At 49.3% G+C, this 22,274-nt stretch carries 17 protein-coding genes; 7 read left to right on the top strand and 10 right to left on the bottom strand.

The genetic code is table 11. The features are described from left to right. Positions 1–80 precede the first annotated feature (80 nt). The gene (locus tag ACO0LI_RS29690) at positions 81–482 is read left to right on the top strand and encodes a helix-turn-helix domain-containing protein (protein WP_423037451.1); all 402 of its coding nucleotides are present in this window, start codon (positions 81–83) and stop codon (positions 480–482) included. On the opposite strand, the gene ACO0LI_RS29695 is transcribed toward ACO0LI_RS29690, so the two are convergent. The 3 genes from ACO0LI_RS29695 to ACO0LI_RS29705 are packed head-to-tail and all read right to left on the bottom strand — an operon-like array spanning position 445 to position 2,162. Beyond that, positions 445–879 (bottom strand): hypothetical protein, encoded by a 435-nt coding sequence (locus ACO0LI_RS29695; RefSeq protein ID WP_423037453.1) that lies wholly within the window; start codon positions 877–879, stop codon positions 445–447. The two genes, ACO0LI_RS29690 and ACO0LI_RS29695, sit on opposite strands and share 38 nt — an antisense overlap. A gap of 14 nt (positions 880–893) precedes the next feature. After that, entirely contained in the window at positions 894–1,259 is a 366-nt protein-coding gene (locus tag ACO0LI_RS29700) for a hypothetical protein (RefSeq protein ID WP_423037455.1), read from the bottom strand. Positions 1,260–1,277: 18 nt separating this feature from the next. Continuing rightward, positions 1,278–2,162 (bottom strand): RHS repeat-associated core domain-containing protein, encoded by an 885-nt coding sequence (locus tag ACO0LI_RS29705; protein WP_423037457.1) that lies wholly within the window; start codon positions 2,160–2,162, stop codon positions 1,278–1,280. Between ACO0LI_RS29705 and ACO0LI_RS29710 the strand changes: the two genes are divergently transcribed. Continuing rightward, a complete protein-coding gene (locus tag ACO0LI_RS29710; protein WP_423037459.1) occupies positions 2,157–2,378 on the top strand; it encodes a hypothetical protein in 222 nt (73 codons plus the stop codon). The two genes, ACO0LI_RS29705 and ACO0LI_RS29710, sit on opposite strands and share 6 nt — an antisense overlap. A gap of 142 nt (positions 2,379–2,520) precedes the next feature. On the opposite strand, the gene ACO0LI_RS29715 is transcribed toward ACO0LI_RS29710, so the two are convergent. The 4 genes from ACO0LI_RS29715 to ACO0LI_RS29730 form a co-directional block, all read right to left on the bottom strand. Beyond that, on the bottom strand, positions 2,521–3,633 hold the full coding sequence (locus ACO0LI_RS29715; RefSeq protein WP_423037461.1) for a YncE family protein: 1,113 nt from the start codon (positions 3,631–3,633) through the stop codon (positions 2,521–2,523). Positions 3,634–3,645: 12 nt separating this feature from the next. Then, on the bottom strand, positions 3,646–9,099 hold the full coding sequence (locus ACO0LI_RS29720) for an RHS repeat-associated core domain-containing protein (RefSeq protein ID WP_423037463.1): 5,454 nt from the start codon (positions 9,097–9,099) through the stop codon (positions 3,646–3,648). Positions 9,100–9,166: 67 nt separating this feature from the next. Next, positions 9,167–12,298 carry an IPT/TIG domain-containing protein gene (locus tag ACO0LI_RS29725; RefSeq protein ID WP_423037465.1) on the bottom strand — a complete coding sequence of 1,044 codons (3,132 nt, stop codon included), beginning with the start codon at positions 12,296–12,298 and terminating at the stop codon, positions 9,167–9,169. Between the two features lie 193 nt (positions 12,299–12,491). Continuing rightward, on the bottom strand, positions 12,492–13,583 hold the full coding sequence (locus ACO0LI_RS29730; protein WP_423037467.1) for a cytochrome-c peroxidase: 1,092 nt from the start codon (positions 13,581–13,583) through the stop codon (positions 12,492–12,494). Between the two features lie 180 nt (positions 13,584–13,763). On the opposite strand from ACO0LI_RS29730, the gene ACO0LI_RS29735 reads away from it, so the two are divergent. The 4 genes from ACO0LI_RS29735 to ACO0LI_RS29750 all read left to right on the top strand — a co-directional run bounded on the left by ACO0LI_RS29735 (position 13,764) and on the right by ACO0LI_RS29750 (position 18,173). Then, positions 13,764–15,203 (top strand): circularly permuted type 2 ATP-grasp protein, encoded by a 1,440-nt coding sequence (locus ACO0LI_RS29735; RefSeq protein ID WP_422954501.1) that lies wholly within the window; start codon positions 13,764–13,766, stop codon positions 15,201–15,203. A gap of 135 nt (positions 15,204–15,338) precedes the next feature. Then, positions 15,339–16,289 (top strand): alpha-E domain-containing protein, encoded by a 951-nt coding sequence (locus ACO0LI_RS29740; RefSeq protein ID WP_423037469.1) that lies wholly within the window; start codon positions 15,339–15,341, stop codon positions 16,287–16,289. A 10-nt stretch (positions 16,290–16,299) separates the two neighbouring features. Beyond that, positions 16,300–17,106, top strand: coding sequence for a transglutaminase family protein (locus ACO0LI_RS29745; RefSeq protein ID WP_423037471.1), 807 nt, complete (start codon positions 16,300–16,302; stop codon positions 17,104–17,106). Between the two features lie 185 nt (positions 17,107–17,291). After that, positions 17,292–18,173 carry a peptidase gene (locus ACO0LI_RS29750; protein ID WP_422954498.1) on the top strand — a complete coding sequence of 294 codons (882 nt, stop codon included), beginning with the start codon at positions 17,292–17,294 and terminating at the stop codon, positions 18,171–18,173. Positions 18,174–18,236: 63 nt separating this feature from the next. On the opposite strand, the gene ACO0LI_RS29755 is transcribed toward ACO0LI_RS29750, so the two are convergent. The 3 genes from ACO0LI_RS29755 to ACO0LI_RS29765 form a co-directional block, all read right to left on the bottom strand. Then, the gene (locus ACO0LI_RS29755; protein ID WP_422954497.1) at positions 18,237–18,563 is read right to left on the bottom strand and encodes a hypothetical protein; all 327 of its coding nucleotides are present in this window, start codon (positions 18,561–18,563) and stop codon (positions 18,237–18,239) included. Positions 18,564–18,647: 84 nt separating this feature from the next. Then, positions 18,648–19,103: a DUF4124 domain-containing protein gene (locus ACO0LI_RS29760; protein ID WP_423037473.1), complete on the bottom strand. Its 456-nt coding sequence runs from the start codon at positions 19,101–19,103 to the stop codon at positions 18,648–18,650. Between the two features lie 118 nt (positions 19,104–19,221). Beyond that, positions 19,222–19,782, bottom strand: coding sequence for a DNA-3-methyladenine glycosylase I (locus tag ACO0LI_RS29765; protein ID WP_422954495.1), 561 nt, complete (start codon positions 19,780–19,782; stop codon positions 19,222–19,224). A gap of 130 nt (positions 19,783–19,912) precedes the next feature. Between ACO0LI_RS29765 and ACO0LI_RS29770 the strand changes: the two genes are divergently transcribed. Next, positions 19,913–22,114, top strand: a complete 2,202-nt coding sequence (locus ACO0LI_RS29770) for a DUF4214 domain-containing protein (protein WP_423037475.1) — start codon at positions 19,913–19,915, stop codon at positions 22,112–22,114. Positions 22,115–22,274: the final 160 nt, after the last annotated feature.

Below are 22,274 nucleotides of genomic sequence, written 5' to 3' on the forward strand. Positions count from 1 at the left end.
GATAAATTGCATCTAAAATTGACCCACGTTTAGCACACAATCCTACTTATCTTGATGAGTAGGGAGCAGGAGTGATTGACGTGGCATTACTAGGTATTATTCGACGCTGGCACATTCGTGACCAGATCCCATTACGGGAGATCGCCAGACGACTGGGCATCTCTCGCAACACTGTCCGGCGCTATCTGCGCTCTGAAATCACAGAGCCAGCCTATGCGGAACGACAAACAATCAGTGCGATTGACAAATATGCATTACAGCTTTCAAGCTGGCTTAAAACCGAAGCGGGTAAAAATCGGAAGCAGAGACGAAGCTTAAAACAACTTCATCTGGATCTGAAAGAACTGGGATTTGAAGGGTCGTATGACCGGGTGGCCGCCTTCGCCAGGAAGTGGAAGGCGGATCAAACTGACAGGGTCAATTCAGCTAGCAAACGCACAAGCATCAGCTATATCTGGTGCGACTCTGTAATGGCAATCTAATCGCCCAGTCTGCCGCTTTGCGTCGGACCCGCGAGCTTTTATCTCTTAGACCGTCACGAATAATTTCAATACACGCGGTTGATTGAGTTTTTTGTGTGAGACATAGCAGTGCATTATGGCGAACATGAGCATGTTTTGAGATCGCCATATCCCGAATCATTTGCAAGGCTCTATCGTCATATTCGGCAATCTTTCCAAAAATCTGAGTAGAAGCTTCATAGACGGTTGTTTGCTTTTCAGAAACGGCCTCAACCATGGCAGCCAAGATTGCATCAGAAAGGGGCGTTCTTAAATTTAATGCATCTACTGCGTCCAGAAGCGGAGCTTCAAGATCGGGCCTCTTGGGACGCACAAATCTGACAAGGAATTGTTCAATGTATGCCTTTGCATAGAGCATAAAAACCCGATCGATTAGCTTTTCTTTGACATTTTTCTGTCAAAAAAATAATCCTCGAATTCCTCGTGCAAACCATCACCAAGCTCAATACCATCCTCATCAACAACGTAAATTCTACCTGTATCTGATAACGCAGTTGCACCATCCAAAATGCATAGAAAAGAGTGCGCCAACCCTTGAAAACATTCGACGAACATTTCCGTCACAACTTCCTTTGGTATGTTATTTGAGAAAAACACTTGTTGAAGTTGTTTAAACGGCTCTTGACTATCGGCCCAAGTGGAGCTGAAATTGGGATCGGTTAATTCCTTGGATGCTACTTCAGCCCAAGCCTCAATTGCTCCTCCAATGTCTTGAAAAAATTCTTCTTTCTTCGTCATAGCATTTCCTTATTTTTTCTAAAAACCTGCCCACTTAAAAACACTTTCATATTTTTCATCAATATGCTTTGCAAATTCTGCGACACGTGCGGCTGTTGGATTTCCTCCCATAGCTCGATCAAATTCTCGCCACTCTTTTGTAATAATTTTGTGTACATTAACTGTAACACCACGTAGCCATTGGTTCTCATGAATATTAATTCCAGCCATCTGAAAAAGACTTTCGTATTTTTGTGGAAGTGCATGATGGACTTCCGAATTTTCTTCTAGCCGACCAATAGCTTGAATGAAAAGAGTCCGATAGTTACTACGAGTAGCAACTACTGCTGACTCAACATTTGCCACACATGCCTTGGCTGCGGAAGTCATTCCGGAAGCCGGTAATAGCGATGGTAGCATAGCGCCTGTGGTCACCCCGGCGGTAATGTCTGCAGCTAAAAGTAATCCTCCAGTATTTTCTGCAATGAAAACACAAGCTACCGCCAAAGGCCCAACACACAAGCCGGACGGATCGGTAAAACTGATCGGGTTTCCACCCACGTACCCATACCCGTTGATTCCTCCAGCCAATCCAATCGGATCTTCCGATATGAACCTATGTGTGGTCGGTGAATAATATCTGGCCCTGTAGTAATAAAGTCCCGTCCCGTCATTCTCTCTTCCGGTATATTGGAACGCGTTGTTGATGACAGCATCTGCCTTGGTATTGCCATAAGGATCGTAGCTGTAATCAACAACCTTGTCGCCTGCTGCATTAGTGAGCCGGATAGTGGAACCAAGCGCATCTGTGAGGTAAGTCAAACTACTGGCGCTTGATCCTGATCCACTCTGCTGCGCAAATACCTGATCCACTCCAGCACTGATATAGCGGTTGGTAACGTTGGTACCATTGAGTTCTTGCACGATGTTGACGCCGTCATACATAAACCCGGTACTGACACCATTGATGGTTTTGTTTTGTCTTCTGCCCAGTGCGTCATAACTAAAGCTGGCGACTTCTCTGCCTGTGCTGTCCTTGATCTGGATGAGCTGGTTGCGGGCGTTCCAGATATAGGTTTTGAGGCCATCGCTGGTGAGGTTGTCGATGTAGAAGAGCTGCGGCGCATATATGCTAATTGAACAAAATAATACAGATTGAATACCAACATCGAAAAACGCCCCTTCCAGCGTCTCTCCACCGCATCATTAGACAGGAATCTCAGATCCGATTGTCCTTGCCTAGATATCGGAAAACCTAATATTTTTCCTTGTCTTCAATAACTTATTTTGACTTGCAGATCCCTTTTTTTTGCTCTAATTGACTTCCTGCAGGTATTTGAACAGATATCTTTGCTAACATACCATTGGTTCTCGTATCAATTACGGCAATATTCGCTCCGCCTTCCTCATGAACCAATACATAAGCTTTTTTCCCGTCGCGAGTAATCGCAATTCCACTAGGAAAATTACCCAGTATTATTGACGCTACGATCGAGCGCTTTTTAATATCAATAACAGATACTCGGCCTGGCTGTGTGAAGTTATGGCTGACAAAGAGTTTTTTTCCATCAGGAGAAAATGTAAGTCCCCCCGGAAATAGCAGGCCGTTTGGATTCTTTTTTGTGCTTTTTTCTGAGCCAAGATATATCGAATTTATCTTATTACCGTCTTTGAGATTCATCAAAAAAATTTCTGCAGGATGTCCAATTTTTCCCAGAGCCAATATAGAACCATCTACAGAAACTGCTATATCGCTTGTAAAATCGGAAGCTTGACCAGGCAATGGAAGACGGGCTCGAATAACATTTAGTGCGGTATCAATAACGGCAATTTTCTCACTGATCGTATATCCCAAGCTATCACTAGGGGATATAGCAATACCATTCTTTAAACCTATAACTGGAATAGAAGATACGCCACCTGTCGCTGTATCCATAACCAGAATAGATGCAGGTGTAGCGTTAGGCATTGGAGCATAAAGACGCCGGCCGTCCTTCGATACAATAAGTTGTTCCAAATCATCGACGTCATTTGGAAAAGAGAACGACTGAATCAATGCATGAGAACTCACGTCGAATACATTCACATGCGAACTACCGTTGGACGATGTAATGTAAGCTTTTTTACTGTCTGGAGAAAAGCCTATTGCCATCGTTTTTCCAGATACAGGAATGTCTGCAAGAATAGTATCAGAACGTGTTGATACAACGATTACTCTTCCGATCCCGGAGTCTGTGATAAATGCCTTACTACCGTCAGGTGTAATCCGAATTGCTTCTATATTTGAATTTATAGCGAGGCATAAAGACTCATTCTTATCATTGGCTTTCACATTTTGACAGATAGAAAGACCAAAAAATAGACCCCACGAAGTCAATAAAATTGAGATTTTCATATGCTATTTTCCTTATTTTGGAAAAAATATTTTCCATTGTTCACGTACGTTAGGTCGAACTCCTGGTGGCGATCCCGGCCCAACTCCCTCTAGTAACTCTTGCAAAGGTGCGACAACACCATTAGGATTTCCTAAAGCATTAGCAATTCTTTGTCCGCCACTTTTATCACCACCAATGCCACTGTCACATGCAATGAGAAGTGTTCGCAGATTGGGATCGTATCCTTTAGCGTCTTTAAGTAATTTCGCAATCGCTCCAGCAGTAAACTGCGTATAAGCTTGTGGGGAACTCGAGAATTGTCCTTTTGAGTTACCGTGCACAACAATCGTGTTCACATCCTTGGGCTGATATGTCGCTGCCCAATCATAAAGGTGCTGCGTACTTGGAATGCCGTCGTCCAATAAAACCATGTGCGCTTGCAACCCGAACGGATCAATAAGGGAAACAGGATTTCCACCCACATACCCATAAGTATTAATCCCCCCATTCAACCCAATCGGATCTTCCGATATGAACCTATGTGTGGTCGGTGAATAATACCGAGCCCTGTAGTAGTACAAACCATTCCCGTCATTCTCCCTACCTGTGTACTGAAACGAGTTGTTGACAACAGCATCTGCCCTGGTATTGCCATAAGGATCGTAACTGTAATCAACTACCTTATCGCCTGCTGTGTTGGTGAGGCGGATGGTGGAGCCAAGTGCATCAGTGAGGTAAGTCAGGCTGCTGGCACTTAATCCAGCACCACTTTGCTGCGCAAATACCTGATCCACCCCAGCACTGATGTAGTTGTTGATTGGGCTTGCGCCGTTGAGTTCTTGCACGATGTTGACGCCGTCATACATAAAACCGGTGCTGACACCATTGATGGTTTTAGTTTGTCTTCTACCCAGTGCGTCATAACTGAAGCTGGCGACTTCTGTGCCTGTGCTGTCCTTGATCTGTATCAGTTGGTTGCGGGCGTTCCAGATGTAGGTTTTGAGGCCATCGCTGGTGAGGTTGCCGTTGGCATCGTAATTGAGTATCTGGCTGCCCCAGGTGGCGAGGCGGTTGTTGGCGTCGTAGCTGGCTGTGTTGATGGTGTCGGGTAGATCTGTCTTTGCCAGGCTGCCGCTGGTTTTGGTGCGGCGGCCATTGGCATCGTAAGTGTAGGTCAGGTCACCGATGAGGCTGTTGTCGGCTTTTTTATAGGTGATGCCAGTCAACTGACCTGCGTCATCATAGCTGTTGTCGCGGGTGATGCCGTTGGCATAGGTGGTTTTGGTGAGGCGGCCTGCGTCGTCATAAGTGAACTGGATGGCTTGTGCCTGGTTGTTGTTGATGGCACCTGCGATCTGGTCTATGCGGGTGAGCCTGCCGACTTTGTCGTAGATGTAGCTTTGTGTGGGCTGGCCTGCGACGGTCATTGTGCTGCGCTGGCCATTGGCATCGTAGCTGTAGTTGACTGTGCCTTTGGGGCTGGTGACCTGGGTGACGCGATCCAGGTTGTCATAGGTAAAGCCAATGTTGCCGTTGATACTGTCGGCCACCAAGGTTAGGCGGTTGCCGTTGTCGTAGGTATGCGTGATGGTGCTGTTGTCGGCATAGGTGACAGTACGCAGGCGGTTGAGGCTGTCGTAGGTGTAGTTGGTCTGCTGGTTCTTGCGGTCTGTACTTTGTTTGATGCGGTGTTCGTTGTCATAGACGATGCTGCTGTTCTGGCTTAAGGCATCAGTCTTGCTAGTAACGGCGTTGCGGTTGTCGTAGCTGAAGCCGGTACTGTGGTTGTTGGCATCCGTGACAGTGGTGAGATTGTCGTTGTTGTCGTAGCCAAAGCCGGTGCTTTGGTTATTGGTGTCGATGACGCTGGTGACGCGGTCGAGGTTGTCGAGATTGCTGATGCTGCGCTGGTTGAGGGGATCGGTGCTGCTGACGGTGCGGCCTATGGCGTCAGTACGCAGGATGACGCTGCGGTTGAGCGGGTCGGTGATGCTGCTGAGGTCATAACCATCGTAGCCGAACTGGGTGGCTTTGTTGCGGGCGTCGGTGAACTGGGTCAACTGGCCTGCGGCATTGGTGCCAAATTGCAGCACTTTGTTTTGGGCATCTTTGATCTGTTGCAGATTACCGATGCTGTCATAGGTAAAGGTGGTGGTCTGGTTGAGGGCATCGGTAGTGCTGGTGACCTGGTTGTAGTCGCTGCTATAGGTGGCGCTGCTGGTGACGGCATCGGCAGTGCCGGGCAGATAGGTCTGGCTGAGTTGATTGCCTTTGCTGTCGTAGGTGTAGCTGGTCTTGCGGCCCAGGGCATCTGTGCTTGAGAGCAGCAGGTTGGTGGCGAGGTCGCGTTCGAAGCTGGTGGTTTGCTGCTCTGGCTGGCCCAGTGCCTTGATGACACTGGTGGCGTGACCGTTGACATTGAAGATGAAGCGGGTGACGACGCTGTTGCCGTCGGTATGGTCGGTTTGCGTGACCTTGCCGTTGCCATCAAGTGTGTAGGCGAAAAGGTTGGTGCTGTTGTCAGCATAGGTTTGTTTGGTGACGCGGTTGTTGGCGTCGTAGACATTGGTGACCATGAGCTTGCCGCGCCTGTCTTGCACGGTGAGCATATTGTGTTTGGTGTCGTAGGTGAAAGCTTCAAAGGTCTGGTCTGGATAGGTGACTTTGATCAGGTGACCGGCGGTGTCGTAGTCGTACTTGACGCTGCGGCCAAGGTTGTCTGTGGCGAGGGTGATGCGATCACTATTGTCGTAAGTGAACTGGATAAATCGGCCGCTTGAGCTGGTGAGCCTATATAAATTATAGAGGTAATTGCGTGTGATTTTGATGGTGTTATTGTAGCGGTCACGCAATTCAACTAAGGCTCCTTTACGGGCGGTGTGTGAATTCATCGCCTCAGGAAATTCCATCACAGTGCCATCTTTTAGCTTGAGGCTCCAGCCCCAGCGCGGATTATTCCAGCTCAGGATAGAACCGTCATATGCTGAGCCAGAACCAGTGTGTTTATATACTGCGTCAGTATAGTTAGTTCCTGCAGAAATGCGTTCGTAGTGAATGCGGCTGCCATCCGGCAAGATCAGGTCTTGCCATGTCCAGGAGTTGCCTACCAGATAGATGTCATACGATAAACTGGTGCCTATGCCAAATGAGCGGGAATCAGTATCACGCTGGCGATAACTGCGGCTGACTGTTAATGGAATGATGTCATTGACTACCAGGTCAGTGCTTTCGTTCAAGAACAACCCGGTGTACATATCAACCGGATCACCGCAGCGGCAGCCGGCAACTACCGGGCCTTCTGCGGGCGCAGTGCTAGGGACGGCAACCATGGCACCGGTGAATTCATAAATCGCAACGCCAGCATCTGGAATGATTTGCTTTGCATCTGCGCTGACACTGCCCTCACCATAAACATACCAACCTTTGCCGCGCGCATCATAGTTCCAGAAATTCATCCGGGTGCCGGGAGCAGCACCACCAAAATTTGGGTAAATCAGTCTTGCACCGGGCTGGTCTTTGCCATTGATACTGCTGAGCATGGCACCGCCAGGCTGGATGGTGAAATACACGGGCACGCCCAGGCTAGGCAAAGGGAAAGGTGGATGGTCAACAGGGATAGCGGTGATATTAAGTTCTGTAACGATTTTGCCATTGCGGTCGCGAATGACTGTACCTGCTGGGATCCGCAGCTCCAGACCGGGTATGCGCGGTGAAGAGACTACAGTTTCTTGTTTGATTGGCGAGGCGACGCTGATGTTGCCTGCGGGGTCAAGTGCACTGCTCCAGATGGGATACGTGAGTGCGGTTGTTTTACCAGCAGAGAGACTGACGCGAGTTTGGTAAAAGCCATAGCGCGTGCCTGACTTTTGTACGGTCTGGCCGTCTATATCAAGCACCTGTTCGCCTGCCTGGAGATTGCTCAGCAAGAAACGTCCGGTAATGTCGGTCCTGGTACTTTGTTGACCCACGCTGATGGTGACGTTGGCAAGGCCATGGCCATTCAGTGTCAGCACCTGGCCTGCAAGTGCGGTTTCGCCTTTAGCGGCCTGCAAGGCTGGTAAAGCCTGTAATGGACTGTCACCACGGCGTGCGCGCCAATCACCCTTAAAATGACGTGCATCTGGGTGCCAGACTTCTGGCTGGGTGCTGCTGTTTGCCAAGGCAAGCGCGTTTTTTTCGATTGTACTCAGGGTTGTGACAGTTGCATTTGCTGCCGTGCTAGCTGTTGCCTCAGGTGCTGGATTTATTTGTGCAGGAATGCTGGTTGCTGAGTCCTTACTTGCCAGAGTTTGCGTAGTGACGTTTTGTATTACAGAATTATTGCCAGCAATTGCGGGAATATTGCCGTTACCAAAGCTGACTTGTACTTTGTCGAATTGCGCGGTTCCAAAGCCAATCGCGCTGAATGGCAATGCCTCCTCAGCATGATCAAGTGCGCCTTTGACGAACAGTGTGTATCTGCTGGCTGGCAGCAGGTCTTGCTGTGGTGTGACGAATAAAAGTACGCCATATTCGGCAGCGACAACTTTGATGGGTACGACGCCATGCGGCCCCATGAGGGTGACGCTGTCACTATTAAGGCTGCTGACTTGCATGCGCTGTGCAAATTGTATAACCAGGCTTTGATCTACTGGCACAGCCTGTGCATCTGGCGCCGGTTGGCTGTCTTTGATAGAGGGTGCTGCAGTGCTTTGCAAAGCACTGGCGATTTGTTGCACGCGTTCTTTTTGTATCAGGGTGAAGCGCTGGCTTTGCTGGTCAAACAGTTCACCGTTGTTAAGTGGCTGCAAACCGTTATCCAGACCATAGGATAATAATAGCTGAGCACCAGGCAATAAAGTGGCGACATGATCGCGCCTGGCAGTATCAAGTTTGACGTTGAAACGCTCCAGACTTTGATTGCGGGGATTATAAAGTTCGGTCTCATAGAGCAGGCGCTGGCGGCTGTCGGCACCACCGGCAATGAGCAGTTTGCCATCGGCCATTAAAGTTGTGGTGTGACCGCTGCGGGCAATCAGGCCAGGATTAGCAAGGTAGCTGAACTTGTCGCTGTCGGGATCATATTGTTCAAGAGTGGTGACTACATTGCCGCTGGCATCTACTCCGCCTATGATCAATACTTTACCGTTGGGTAGCAGGGTCGCACTGTGATGGCTACGTGCCTGTATCAACTTACTATTGAGTGGATTGCGTTTGCCGATTTTAGTATCTTCAATGATCACCACATTGCCTGCACCGCCCAACAACAACCAGCGGCCATCTGCCAGTTGCGTTGCTGATTGCCCCGATAACCTGGCTGGCTGAGGTGCGAGTTGCTGTATCAGTGCTCGTGATTTTTCTTGTGTATTGCTGAGATTGTCAGCACTCGCTGTTGACATGGACAACAAGAACAAAGCAAATATGCTTAAGCCCCATTGCAGCAGCCTTGCCAGGTAATATTCTGTCGTAGCGCGAGCGCTTGAAAATGTAGGTGCTTGAATTGCCACGGTGCGGCTTCCTTTATGCATACAATTTTTATCTTTGTGCATTGCAGTGAGTTTGGTCAGTGCCATATTATTTAAGTTGCAGACTTATATTGCCCACGGACGCTCCCAGCGGATCAATCAAGATGCTGTACGTACCTGTCTCTGGCAAATTATTTAAAGTGAAGTTGGCACTTGGCCCGCTAATTGAATAAGATGCCAGCTCGGTAGTGTTGTTACTGGGTTTATAAATCCAGATTGTCTTATTGCTGGTGATGGGCATCGTATAGCCAGTCACTGCGAGAGTGACGCTTTGACCAGCAGTTGCGTTGAAAGTAAATCGTCCGTTTTGCCCTACACGGGTCGTAGTCAAGGTAAGAGGTGCCGCATTCACCACCAGCGTGCCAGCGTCTATGTCTTTCGATAATAATGCATTGAAACTGACGCCGTAGGTCGAACTTTGTACAAAGCGCACAACGTAGGTGCCGCCTGTAGCAAACCATTGCGGATTATAGAAGTTACTACTACCATCAGCGACGTAAGTCCAGTTGGATATAGCTGTGCCATCCAATTTTTGAAGATAGACAGTCAGATTCTTAGTACTTGACCCTGTGCCAGTAAAATTCAAGCTAGTGAGGCCAAGACCATAAGTTTTGCCCGCTTCAGCAGTGAAAGTGTAGCGCCCATATTGCCCCATTGGCAGGCTCACAGGATTGCTGCCATCCACAATTAAATTATCTGTCGCATCGGACTGCAACTGCAGGTTAATACTACCTTTGTCAATACCCAAAGGATCAATCAAAATAGTATAAACACCTGTTTCTGGAAGACTGTTCAAATTGAGGACAACAGGTCCACTACTCAAAGAATAAGATACCCATTCGGAACCGCTACTGCTAGGTTTATAAATCCAGATAGTCTTGCTGCTGGTGATAGGCATGGTGTTACCAGTAATCACCAAGTTAAAACTTTGCCCGGCTGTTGCATTGAAAGTGAAACGTCCATTCTGCCCAGGAAATATAGTGGTCAAATTGAGGGGCGCAACACCAGAAATAAGATTCCCTGCTTCAATGTCTCTGGATAACATGACATTGAAGCTAACAGCATAAGATGAGCTTTGTATAAAACGGACAACATACGTATCACCTGCGACAAACCATTTGGGATTATAAAAATCACAGCTACTATCAACAGTAAATGTGCAGTTGTAAATCGCCGTGCCATCAGTTTTTTCCAGGTATACGGCGACATTTTTTGTGCCTGAACCGGTGCCGGTGAAATTCAAACTAGTAAGACTTAGGCCATAAGCTTTACCTGCTTGAGCAGTGAAAGTATAACGACCATATTGACCCATAGGCAAATTCACGGAAGTCGTTCCGTCCATTGCCAATGTGCCGGTAGCATCAGATAGCAATTGAAGATTGATACTGCCTTTATCGAGCCCCAAAGGATCAATCAGAATAGTGTATGTCCCTGTTTCTGGAAGATTATTCAAGCCAATTACAGAAGAGCCAGTAATTAAATCGTAGGACCCCCACTGTGAACCGCTGCTACCGGCAGTGGGTTTGTAAATCCAAATAGTCTTTGCAGTGTAGACTGGTATGGTATTGCCAGTAATTGCCAAGTTAAAGCTTTGCCCAGCAACCGCATTGAAGGTGAATCGTCCATTTTGACCAGGGAATACAGTCGTCAGATTGAGGGGTGCAGCACCTGGTAAAAGAATGCCCACTTCAATGTCTTTGGATAGTAAAGCATTGAAACTCGCTACAAACGGGAAACTTGGAACAAAGCGAAGAACATAAGTGCCTGCCGTAGGAAACCATGAGGGCATATACAGGTCACAACTACCATCTGCAGTGAAAGTCCAGTCGTAGACTGCAGTACCATCACCCCTTTCAAGGTAGACTCTGACATTTTTAGTACCTGAGCCAGTGCCAGTAAACTTCAAATCAGTCAGGCTGAGTCCAAATGTTTTACCTGCTTCTGCAGTAAAAGTAAAACGTTGCATCTGAGCGGCAACAACACTCAGAGGTGTAACAGCATCAATGTTCATGGTACCAGCGGGTATCAATGACAGATTCAAATCTCCTTTGTCGCTTGAACCAGGTGTCAGAAAAATTGTATAAGTTCCACTGATAGGTAATTTCAGTAATTCAAAATTACCCATATTTGTGATAAGCCCGCTTACCAGAAGATTGCCATCTGGTCGGTACACTGCGACATTGACGTTGGCAGCAAATGTTCCGGCTGTTGATAACAAGGATAGGTATTGCTGACCAACACCTTCAAACAGCAATACAATTTTTTTGCCTGCTGTGCTTGTTGATACTTTTGTAGCAGATGTATTGACTGACAAACGCCCTGCATACCCAATATCTGCCGAACTTACCCCCGTCGGCAAACCATAGAAATCACTGGAGCTGATAGCCTGCCCGTAAGGTGTGGAGATTGAGATTTTTCCAGATACTGGTGACGCTGGTGGTGAGGTCAGCAGGCTACTGCTTGTGACCGAAGAGACTGTGGCAAAGCTATTGCCAAAACTGACTTTGTTGTCGGTTTTGACTGGCTGGTAGTTTGCACCGCCGACCGTAACGACTGTGCCGTTGCTACCCATATTGGGGGTAAAGCCGGTAATGGTCGGCGCACTGGCTGCGCCCACGACGAAGTCATTGCTGCTGGTGGCTGTGCCGTTGGTATTGCTGATGGTGATTTTGCCTGTCGCGACATCTGCGGGCGCGTTTGCGGTAAGGCTGTTTGCGGTGGCTGCGGTCACCGTTGCGGGCTTGCCATTGAATTTGACAATATTGTTTGCAGCTACGTTGTCAAAGCCGCTACCAAAGATGGTGACTGTGGTGCCCGCGCTACCGCCGGAGGGTGAGAATTCGGCAATAGAGAGTGCCGTCGTGGCGTTCTTTTGTATGTTCTGGATATTGCCAACTGCATCATAAGTGTATTGCACACTTTTGCCGTCAGCTGCTACCACGCTGACCAGGCGGCCGAGTTTGTCATATACGTATTGGACATCAGCCGCCAGCGCAGGCGATGTGAGATGCGTGCCCAGGCAGAACGCCAGCAGGCATAAAGCGCGGTAAGGCCGCGCTGCAAAAAGCCGGATGAAAATGCTTTGTGCGGCCAATACAATCGCCAACAAGCGTACAAGGCCATGTTTCAGGCAAAACCGGTGCTGCATTGTCATCCCTTTGCGTCCATCTATTGTCAGCATTGGGCTGATGCACGTAAAAATTACGGACAGGCAATAGTTAATTTATATTAAAGTCATGCATTCAACACAACTATAATGCAAAGAGAACAAGTTCACTTATTTATTTTTTACTTTTATTTTCTTAAAAATAAAGACACCTGATGAAAAATATGGCAGTAATTTGCGTGTCTTTTGACGATGACACGGCACGAGCTTATTTAAACGAGGGGGCAGACAAGAGGTGTTTGGGCAAGGGTGCACTGGTCAAGGATTTTAAAAACTCAACCAGATCGGCTTTTTCCAAAGGGGTGAGTATCAGCGGTTTTTGCGATTCGGCACTGCGGTAATAAATTTCCATTTCAACGGTGGCTTCGAGCGTGGCGACGCTGCCGTCGTGCATGTAGGGTGCGGTCAGGGCGACGTTGCGCAGGCTGGGTGTACGGAATTTGGCGATGTCTGCTGGCTTGAGGGTGACTGCAAAACGCCCAAGCTCGGCGATGTCTTCATCGCTGAGCACTGCCTGGTCCAGGCTGATTTTTTGTTCTTGCGCACGCACCAGACGTTGTGTCAGCTCTGGCAGGCGGGCTTCGATCTTTTTAAAGCCGACACCCAAGCCATGGAACTGGTTGTCGGTGAACAAAGCGTTTGTCTTTTCTATTTTGTGACAGTTGACGCATAGAGCACTGCCCATGAAAAGTTGCAGGCCGCGTTGTGCGGCGGGGCTGATGCTGGATTTATCGTTTTGGAAGTAATAGCGGTCAAACGGGCTGTCGCCTGCTACCAGCATACGTTCGAAACTTGCCAACGCACCAGCAACTTGCTCCAGTTTTATTGCGGCAGGTTTGGTGTTATAGGCCTGCTGTATCAGCTTGCGGTAAGCTGGATCCTTGCTTAAACCTGCGAGGATGGCTTGCTGGTCTTGCAGGCCATGTTCACGCGGATTTAAAAATGGATCGATGGCCTGGGATTCAAGCGTGTTGCGCCGCCCATCCCAAAACTGGCTTTGATTAAAGGCGGCATTGATGAGACTGGGGGTATTGCGTGTGCCGATTTGCCCTCTGATGCCTTCTGCCAGTTTTTTACCATCGCTAAAAGCCAACTCTGGCTGATGACAAGTGGCACAACTTACTGTGCCATCGCGGCTCAGGTTTTTATCAAAAAAAATCTGCTGCCCCAGCCTGCCTTTGGCGACATCTGCTACTTGTGGCATGTCAGGCAAACCCGTCAATGCCTGTTGATTACTGCCTTCAGAAACGGCCAGGCGGCAAGCGGCTGACAACATCAACAGACATATGAGTGCTCGCATTTTGTTGGGCATACGACCTGAGCTTTGATAAAAAATGAACATTGTACTATCGTCAGCTCAGCCACTCTTGTTTGCCTGATCGACTGATAACGACAAAAAAACCACGCTACGGTTAGCCACAATGTTATCTGGCACGTTTCTTGATATGCTGTATTGGAACCGTAACCACGAGACTAGAACATGGCCAAGTTTTTCAATGAAATGCATGCCTATGATGGCGCCGCATCTGATGGCGCGGGCGGAGAATTGACGCGGGAACATTACCGTGAGTTTTGCAACTGGCTGGCACAACAGCCTGCCGAACGATTGAAACGCAAGCGGGCCGAGGCGGACCTGAGCTTTCGGCGGGTGGGTATTACCTTTGCTGTGTATGGTGACGATGCGGGTACTGAGAGGCTGATCCCGTTTGACATCATCCCGCGCATTATCCATGCGGGTGAATGGGCGCAACTGCAAAAGGGCCTGGCGCAGCGGGTGCAGGCGCTGAACATGTTTATCCATGATATTTATCACGACCAGAATATCATCAAGGCGGGCATCATCCCTGCCGAGCAAATCTATAAAAATGCCCAATATCGCCCTGAAATGCAGGGTATTTCAGTCGCTTCTGACATTTATGCCCATATTGCGGGTGTGGATATTGTGCGCGCTGGCGAAGGTGAATTCTACGTACTGGAAGACAATTTGCGGGTGCCGTCTGGCGTGTCTTATATGCTGGAAGACCGCAAGATGATGATGCGGCTATTTCCTGAACTGTTTGCACGTAACAAGATAGCGCCGGTTGATCATTATCCTGACATGTTGCTGGATAACCTGCGCTCAGTCGCGCCCATGGGTGTGGATAACCCTACTGTCGTGGTCATGACACCGGGCATGTATAACTCGGCTTATTTTGAGCATGCCTTCCTGGCCCAGCAGATGGGTGTTGAGCTGGTAGAAGGCAAGGATTTGTTTGTCAATGATAATGCGGTCTTCATGCGTACCACGCGTGGGCCAAAGCGGGTGGATGTGATTTACCGACGTATTGATGATGATTTTCTTGATCCGCTGGCTTTCCGGCCTGACTCTTCATTAGGTGTGCCGGGCCTGCTGTCGGTGTATAGAGCAGGCCGCGTAACGCTGGCGAATGCGATAGGCACGGGCGTTGCGGATGATAAATCGATTTACCCATTCGTGCCGGACATGGTCAGGTTTTACCTGACGGAAGAACCGATCTTGAATAACGTGCCAACTTACCAGTGCCGCAAACCAGACGACCTGTCTTATACCTTGGCAAATCTGGGTGACCTGGTGGTCAAGGAAGTACATGGTGCAGGTGGTTACGGCATGCTGGTGGGACCAGCTTCAACCAAGGCGCAGATAGAAGATTTTCGTCAGCGTTTGCTGGCCAAGCCTGATGGTTATATAGCCCAGCCTACACTGGCATTGTCGGCCTGCCCTACCTTTGTTGAAAGCGGCATTGCCCCGCGCCATATTGATTTGCGCCCCTTTGTCTTGTCTGGCAAAACCATCTCCATGGTGCCTGGCGGCTTGACGCGAGTGGCCTTGCAGGAGGGCTCGCTGGTGGTCAACTCCTCACAAGGTGGTGGGACCAAAGATACCTGGATACTTGAAAATTAAATCAGTAGGACGTACGCAAAACCGCCCCAGCTGCGTTGCAGCGCCTAGCCGTACTAAAGTACTGTCTTCGTCGCTACGCCTTGCTGGGACAATTTTGCGTAAGTCCTAAAAAAAATTTAAGTTGGGAGAAAATACATGCTGAGCCGTACCGCTGATCATTTGTTCTGGATGGCGCGCTATACCGAGCGCGCAGAAAATACTGCCCGTATGCTGGATGTGAATATCCAGACTTCGATGTTGCCACAGTCTGCTGAAGATGCTGAGCGCGGCTGGCGTGCCATGCTGGGTATCTCTGAATTACAGTCTGCCTTTGACCATCAATATGGTTTGCTGACAAAGAAGGATGTGCTGGACTTCATGGTCAGGGACCCGATGAACCCTTCGTCGATAGCCTCCTGTCTGAAGGAAGCGCGTGAGAATGCCCGCGCAGTACGCGGTACGCTGACGACCGAGGTATGGGAAACCCAGAATGCCACCTGGCTGGATATGCAGGACAGGCTGTCGGACACAATACTGGAAAACGACCCCAGCCAGTTTTTTGAATGGGTCAAATACCGCTCTCATCTGTCACGTGGCGTAACGCTGGGTACCATGTTAAAAGACGAGGCAGTACATTTCATCCGCCTGGGCACCTTTATAGAACGCGCCGACAATACGGCGAGGATACTGGATGTGAAGTTTCACGGTGCCAAGGAAAGCGGGCGCGGCAATGACAGCCTGCAAAGAGATTTCTATTATTGGGCAGCGCTGCTGCGCTCAGTATCGGGTTTTGAAATTTACCGCAAGGTCTATCGTGATGTGATTACGCCTGAGCGCGTGGCAGAATTGCTAATGCTGCGTGGTGACATGCCGCGCTCTCTGCTGGCCTGCATGGATGAAGTCGTCGCCAACCTCAAGGAAGTGCGTAATGACGTATCAGCAGACACCGAGCGTTTTGCTGGTAAGCTGCATGCAGAATTGCAATTTGCCCGCATTGAAGAAATATTGGCAGAAGGTTTGCATGACAACCTGACGCGTTTCCTGGAAAACGTCTTTGATCTGGGTAACCGCGTCAGCCGCGATTTCCTGGTGCCGCTGGCGGCTTGAGAAAAATATCATGCAACTTTTTATACGTCACGAGACCATCTACCGTTATTCGGCCCCGGTGACCTACACCATACAGCAATTGCGTCTGACACCGCGTGCCGAGCTGCACCAGCATGCGATTTCCTGGCAGATCAAAACGGCCGGGCAACGCCATGCCTACATTGATGCTTACGGTAATCCTTCTCATACGCTGACCATTACTGGTCAGCATCATGAGGTTGCCATCATCGCCGAGGGAGTGGTTGAACTGAGCACGCCTTATCAAGGCCGCATCACCGACCCGGATACTTTTTCGCCCCTGGTATTTACCGTACCTACGCGCCTGACTGAACCGGTACCAGTGATAGTGGACTTTGCCAAAACACACTTACCTGACAGCGGCAAGACCAGCACAGCTGCACTATTAAATTTGGCGACGCACATTCGTGGTGCAGTCGAGTACCAGACTGGTGCAACTATCGTCACAACCAGTGCCAGCGATGCCCTGTTGCTGGGCCGCGGCGTCTGCCAGGACCATGCCCACATCATGCTGGCCTGCTGCCATGCCCGTGGCATACCGGCCCGCTACGTTTCTGGTTATATTGACCCGGAATCCACTGGCCATGCTGACAGCCATGCCTGGGTTGATGTCTGGGTAGAAGACGCCGACTATAGCGGCTGGGTCAGCGTGGATGCCACCCATGCGGTTTTGATGACAGACTCCTATTGTCGCCTGGCCATAGGGCGCGATTATGATTCAGCCGCGCCAGTACGCGGCGTGCGCCGTGGTGGCGGACTGGAAACCCTGAGTGTGACGGTGCAGGTAACTCCACGATAAGGCATGAATACGTCCATGCATACGATCATGAACGTGTTCATGAATTGACCGCGAATTGACCACGAATTGTCGAAGAATACAGCGCTGGTCAATTGTTACAGGCATTGCATACAAATGTGACAAGCGTATTTCAATGCTCCGGTTTCGGGTAGAATTCTAGTTTCTATGGATCAAAACTCTGCACTATGACTTACTGTATTGGCATGCGCCTGGACGCCGGGCTGGTGTTTCTCTCCGACTCACGCACCAATGCAGGCGTGGATCAGGTAGGCACCTTCCGCAAGATGTCGGTGTTTGAAAACCCTGGCGACCGCACCATGGTGCTGATGACAGCTGGTAACTTGTCGATTTCACAATCGATACGTCAACTGGTATCTGATCATGTGGATGCCAATGGCAACAGTATCTGGACTGCGACGAATATGTATGAGGCAGCCCGCATACTCGGTGAGGCGGTACGCACCGTGTATCACCGTGACGCCAAGTCCTTGTCTGAGTTTGGCATAGACTTTAATGTCAGCCTGATTTTTGGTGGCCAGATCAAGGGCGAGCGTTGCCGTTTGTTTCAGATTTATTCTGCCGGTAATTTCATCGAATCACATAATGAAAACACTTACTTCCAGATTGGTGAAGCGAAGTACGGCAAACCCATTATAGACCGTGTAGTTACCCCAGCGACGCCGCTTGATGAGGCGGCCAAGTGCGCGCTGATCTCAATGGACTCTACCCTGCGTTCTAACGTGTCTGTTGGTTTGCCGCTGGATTTGCTGGTGTATGAAGACAATAAACTGGCCATCACCCACTTCGTCACGATCGACGAGAAAAACCAGTATTTTCAGATGATACGTAATACCTGGGGCCAGCAATTGAAGTCTGTCTTTGAAAGCATAGACGACCCGGTCTGGAATGCCAGCCCTGAAGTGCAAGGTAATGTCTTGTCAGCCACCAATATGCACAGCAAGCCTGTGCGGGTTGCCGTGCCGCCAGAATTGCGGGATATTGCAACGACTACACCCTCACCTTTGCAGTCATTGGCGCAGCAGCCGAATAATATCAAGCAGGCATAAGTATTATTGCCTTGTGGGCTGACCATCGCGCTCCATCTAACTCAGACCTCAGGCCAGTGTTTACTAAGGCTCATACCTGACGGCATTGATGAGGATAGTGACGCCCATGTAAGTGCCGATGGGAAAACCCAAAAGTAATGGACAGGCCAAAGCCATGGATGCACTGCGGCTCCATATCTTGTCTTGCTCAACCGCAGCACTCAATTTGAAATGCGCAAAAGATAAAGTCGCCGTAAGGATAAACAGCACAATATGTGGAATCGACTGGCCTCCAGTTGCGAATATGCCGAGCGCAAAAAAAATTGTTACCAGGCCGTACAGATAGCAACTATAGCGGTGCATGTCTTCAAGTTTGCGTTTCGGTCCTGGTCCGTCCCATGATGACGCCATATTCCCTCTCCAATCAAATTACTGCATGCCAAAGACTGAAAACTCAGTTGTATGGCTTGTTTGTGTTTTTATTTGCATGAATTTCTAACGACAATAGGTACTCACATCCCTCTCTGCAATAGCCTTGTCGTTTGCGTCGGTTTTAATATTGCTGCCATGAATCACCTTGCCGCTCAAGATACCCTTGGCAAGGGCACAACGGGATTCATTGGTTTCTGGCTGATTGCCGGGAGGAAACGGCGAGGGCTCTTTAGGTTTTACTGCGGGTTCTTTGGCCTGTTTTGCCAGTTTCTCTATCTGGCGCTTGCGGAAGTCAGCCTCCTGTTCCTGCCAGCTCGGCGCGGCGGAAGGTCTGCCCTCTCCTGAAGTCACTTTCACTTCTTCGACTTTGGCTCTGCCTGCCTCATCCCTTTTTTCAGAATAATGCACCTTGCCATTTGCATCGACCCATTTATAGATTTCAGCATGGGCGACAGTAGTGGCAAATGTCAGTGTCAGGCAAGCTGCCAGGAAAATTGGTTTGAGAACAATTTGCTTCATTTTTTCACTATTTCTAAGAGACGCCAAACGATAACAGAGCTTGCCTGCTTATACAAATGCCATCAGTATGCCATCAGTTTTCAGGGATATTGTGCACTGAGCTTGCACAAGCTATCCATCATTTCTTGCCTTTGATTTTGCGCCAGGCACAGTCAGCAGCATGGTCATTCACCATACCTATTGCCTGCATATACGCATAGATAATCGTCGAGCCAACAAATTTGAAGCCACGCTTGAGCAAATCCTTGGAAATACGGTCCGACAATTCTGTCGTAATAATACGTTCACCGCTATTGACGATGGGCTTGCCATTCACAAAGGCCCACAGATAAGCATCCAGGCTGCCTTGCTCTTCGCACAAACGCAGGTAAGCCTTCGCATTGGTGATGGCAGCAGCGACTTTTAAACGGTTCCTGACGATGCCGGCATTGGCCAGCAGTGAGGCAACTTTTTCATCATCATAGGCAGCGATTTTTTTGGCGTCCCAATTGTCAAAAGCAAGACGATAATTTTCGCGCTTGTTGAGTATGGTTTCCCAACTGAGACCAGCTTGCGCACCTTCGAGATTGAGCATTTCAAACAGACGCACTTCATCGTGACAGGGCACACCCCATTCATGATCATGATAGTGCAGGTACAGGGGGTTAGAGGGGTTAGCCCAATTGCAGCGTGTTTTCATACGTAAAAAACCATGTGGAGTAATATATGATGTGGGGGCAAGCAAGTTTTTAACAAAATTTTTCAATTCGAATTGACATTCTACCTATTTCTTCTAGAATCGATGTTCGTCATCAGATAGTGGAATCACCATGTTGCGTTTTAAGCCCAGCAGTAAAAATCTGTTCGCCTTGTCAGCAGTGAGCCTGATCCTCGCTGCCTGTGGTGGCGGCAGTAACCAGGATGCCAAACAGGCAGCCGCCGTGCCACCATTGTCACCAGCGCCAGTCATACAGGCAGCAACAGCCGCCGATGTCCTGAGCTTCACTGGCAAGCGCCAAAACTATACCATTACAAGGCAAGGGTCCACTTATGTGATTGTCGATACCCTCGGCGGTACGGCACCAGTCACTGCACCTGTAACGACTACGACTCTGCAATTCAGTGATTTTCGCGTCAATCTGCGCGTAGGCGACAAGGCTGCAGCACTCTCTGTTGCCAGCCTGAACAATCTGATTGACCTGTACGTAGCCTTCTTTAACCGCGTGCCCGATGCCGACGGCCTGGCTTACTGGATAGACCAGGTACAGGCAGGCATGACCGAAGCGCAAATTGCTGAAAGTTTTTACCTGGTTGCACTACAGTCTCCTGCCTTGACAGGTTATTCCAGCAGCATGAGCAATGACGACTTTATCCGCATCATTTACAAAAATGTGCTGGGTCGCACTGGCACTACTGCACCCAATGCGGCAGAAATCGATTACTGGTCCAGCCAGCTGAAAAACGGCACGCCCAAGGGCAGCATGGTCAGGGCTATCCTGGTATCGGCCCGCGAATATGCAAATGACGCGACCTGGGGCTGGGTCACCAGTCTGCTGAACAATAAACTTGATATCGCGAATTATTTTGCGGTACAACAGGGCCTGAGCTATCTGACTCTGGATGACAATATCACCAAGACCATGGCGATTGCCGCCGCAGTCACCAGTACATCGACCTCGGCTGCCCGCGACCTCATCGGTGTCAGTGGCAATCCGATTAACTCTTCACTGATCGTCCCGGGTACGACAGGCGTCTATGGTTCACCCGACAGCCTGGCGAATATCTGTACACCGAATGGCGAAAAGAGCTGGGTACGCGCCCACCTTGATGATGTCTATCTGTGGTACCGCGACATCGTCAATGTACCTGCCGCCAACTACAGCACACCCGCCAGTTATTTTGATGCACTGATCGTCAAATCCAAGGACAGGTTCAGCTTCACTGATGCACAGGGCAGCATCGATGATTATTTCCAGTCTGGTGAGGATGTCAGTTATGGCTATAGCCTGGTGCGTGAAGGCAGCAAGATACGGGTGCGCTACGTACAGCCCGGCTCGCCTGCTGACATTGCACAACTCAAGCGCGGCACCACACTGGTCAGTGTAGATAACACGGATCTGGGCGGCTCGCTGAATGATACGCAATACAATGCCCTGTTCCCATCTAAAACCGAAGTCCATAGCTTCAGGGTGCAGGATACCAATGCAGCAAGCAGCCGCCTGGTGAGCATGACATCCACCACGGTTACAACAGCACCCGTACTGCAAGACCAGATACTGAATGTGAATGGCAAGAAGATAGGCTATATGGTCTTTACTGACCACATCCGCACGGCAGAGGCACCGCTGGTAACTGCGATGCGCAAGTTCCAGAATGCACGTGTTGATGACCTGGTACTTGATCTGCGCTACAACGGCGGTGGCTACCTGTATATCGCCAATGAATTATCGACCATGATTGCCGGTTCCAAGGTTGTTAACAAAGTGTTTGAACAATTGCAGTTCAACGACAAGCATACCGACCTGACAGCAGACAATGTCTCTTATTTCTATGACACGGACACCAACAACCGTCTCTTGCCGCAACTGAACCTGCCACGGGTGTTCATCCTGACTGGCAGTGGTACCTGCTCAGCCAGCGAATCCATCATCAATGGTCTGAAACCTTTCATGCAAGTCATTTTGATTGGCGATACTACCTGCGGCAAGCCTTATGGATTCGTCCAGACCAATAACTGTAAGACAGCCTACTTTGCGATCCAGTTTGCCGGCGTCAATGCAGCAGGTCAGGGCGACTTCACGAATGGTTTCACACCATTGTGCAAAGCCACTGATGACTTGAATCATGACCTGGGTAATCAAAGCGAAACACGCCTGTCAGCAGCACTGACCTATGCCAGCACAGGCTCATGCCCAGCCGCAGGCTTCAGCCCTGCACCACCACCGCTGGAAGGCTCACCTATACGCGACAAGAGCATGCAACCATGGCGCAATATCAAGTTGCTCAAATCGGCGAATATGCAAGCCAGGTAAGACTTTAGATACAAAAAAAACGCACCAGAATTCTGAACTGAACCCCAAAAGTTGGACACCAACTTTTGGGGTTTTTTCATGACTAAATACGACGAGCAGTTCAAGTTGAAAATAGTGCGGAAGTATCTTGCTCATAAAGGAGGATATAGAGCGCTTGCTG

The sequence above is a fragment of the Undibacterium sp. Tian12W genome (assembly GCF_049339405.1).
GTDB lineage: Bacteria > Pseudomonadota > Gammaproteobacteria > Burkholderiales > Burkholderiaceae_D > Undibacterium.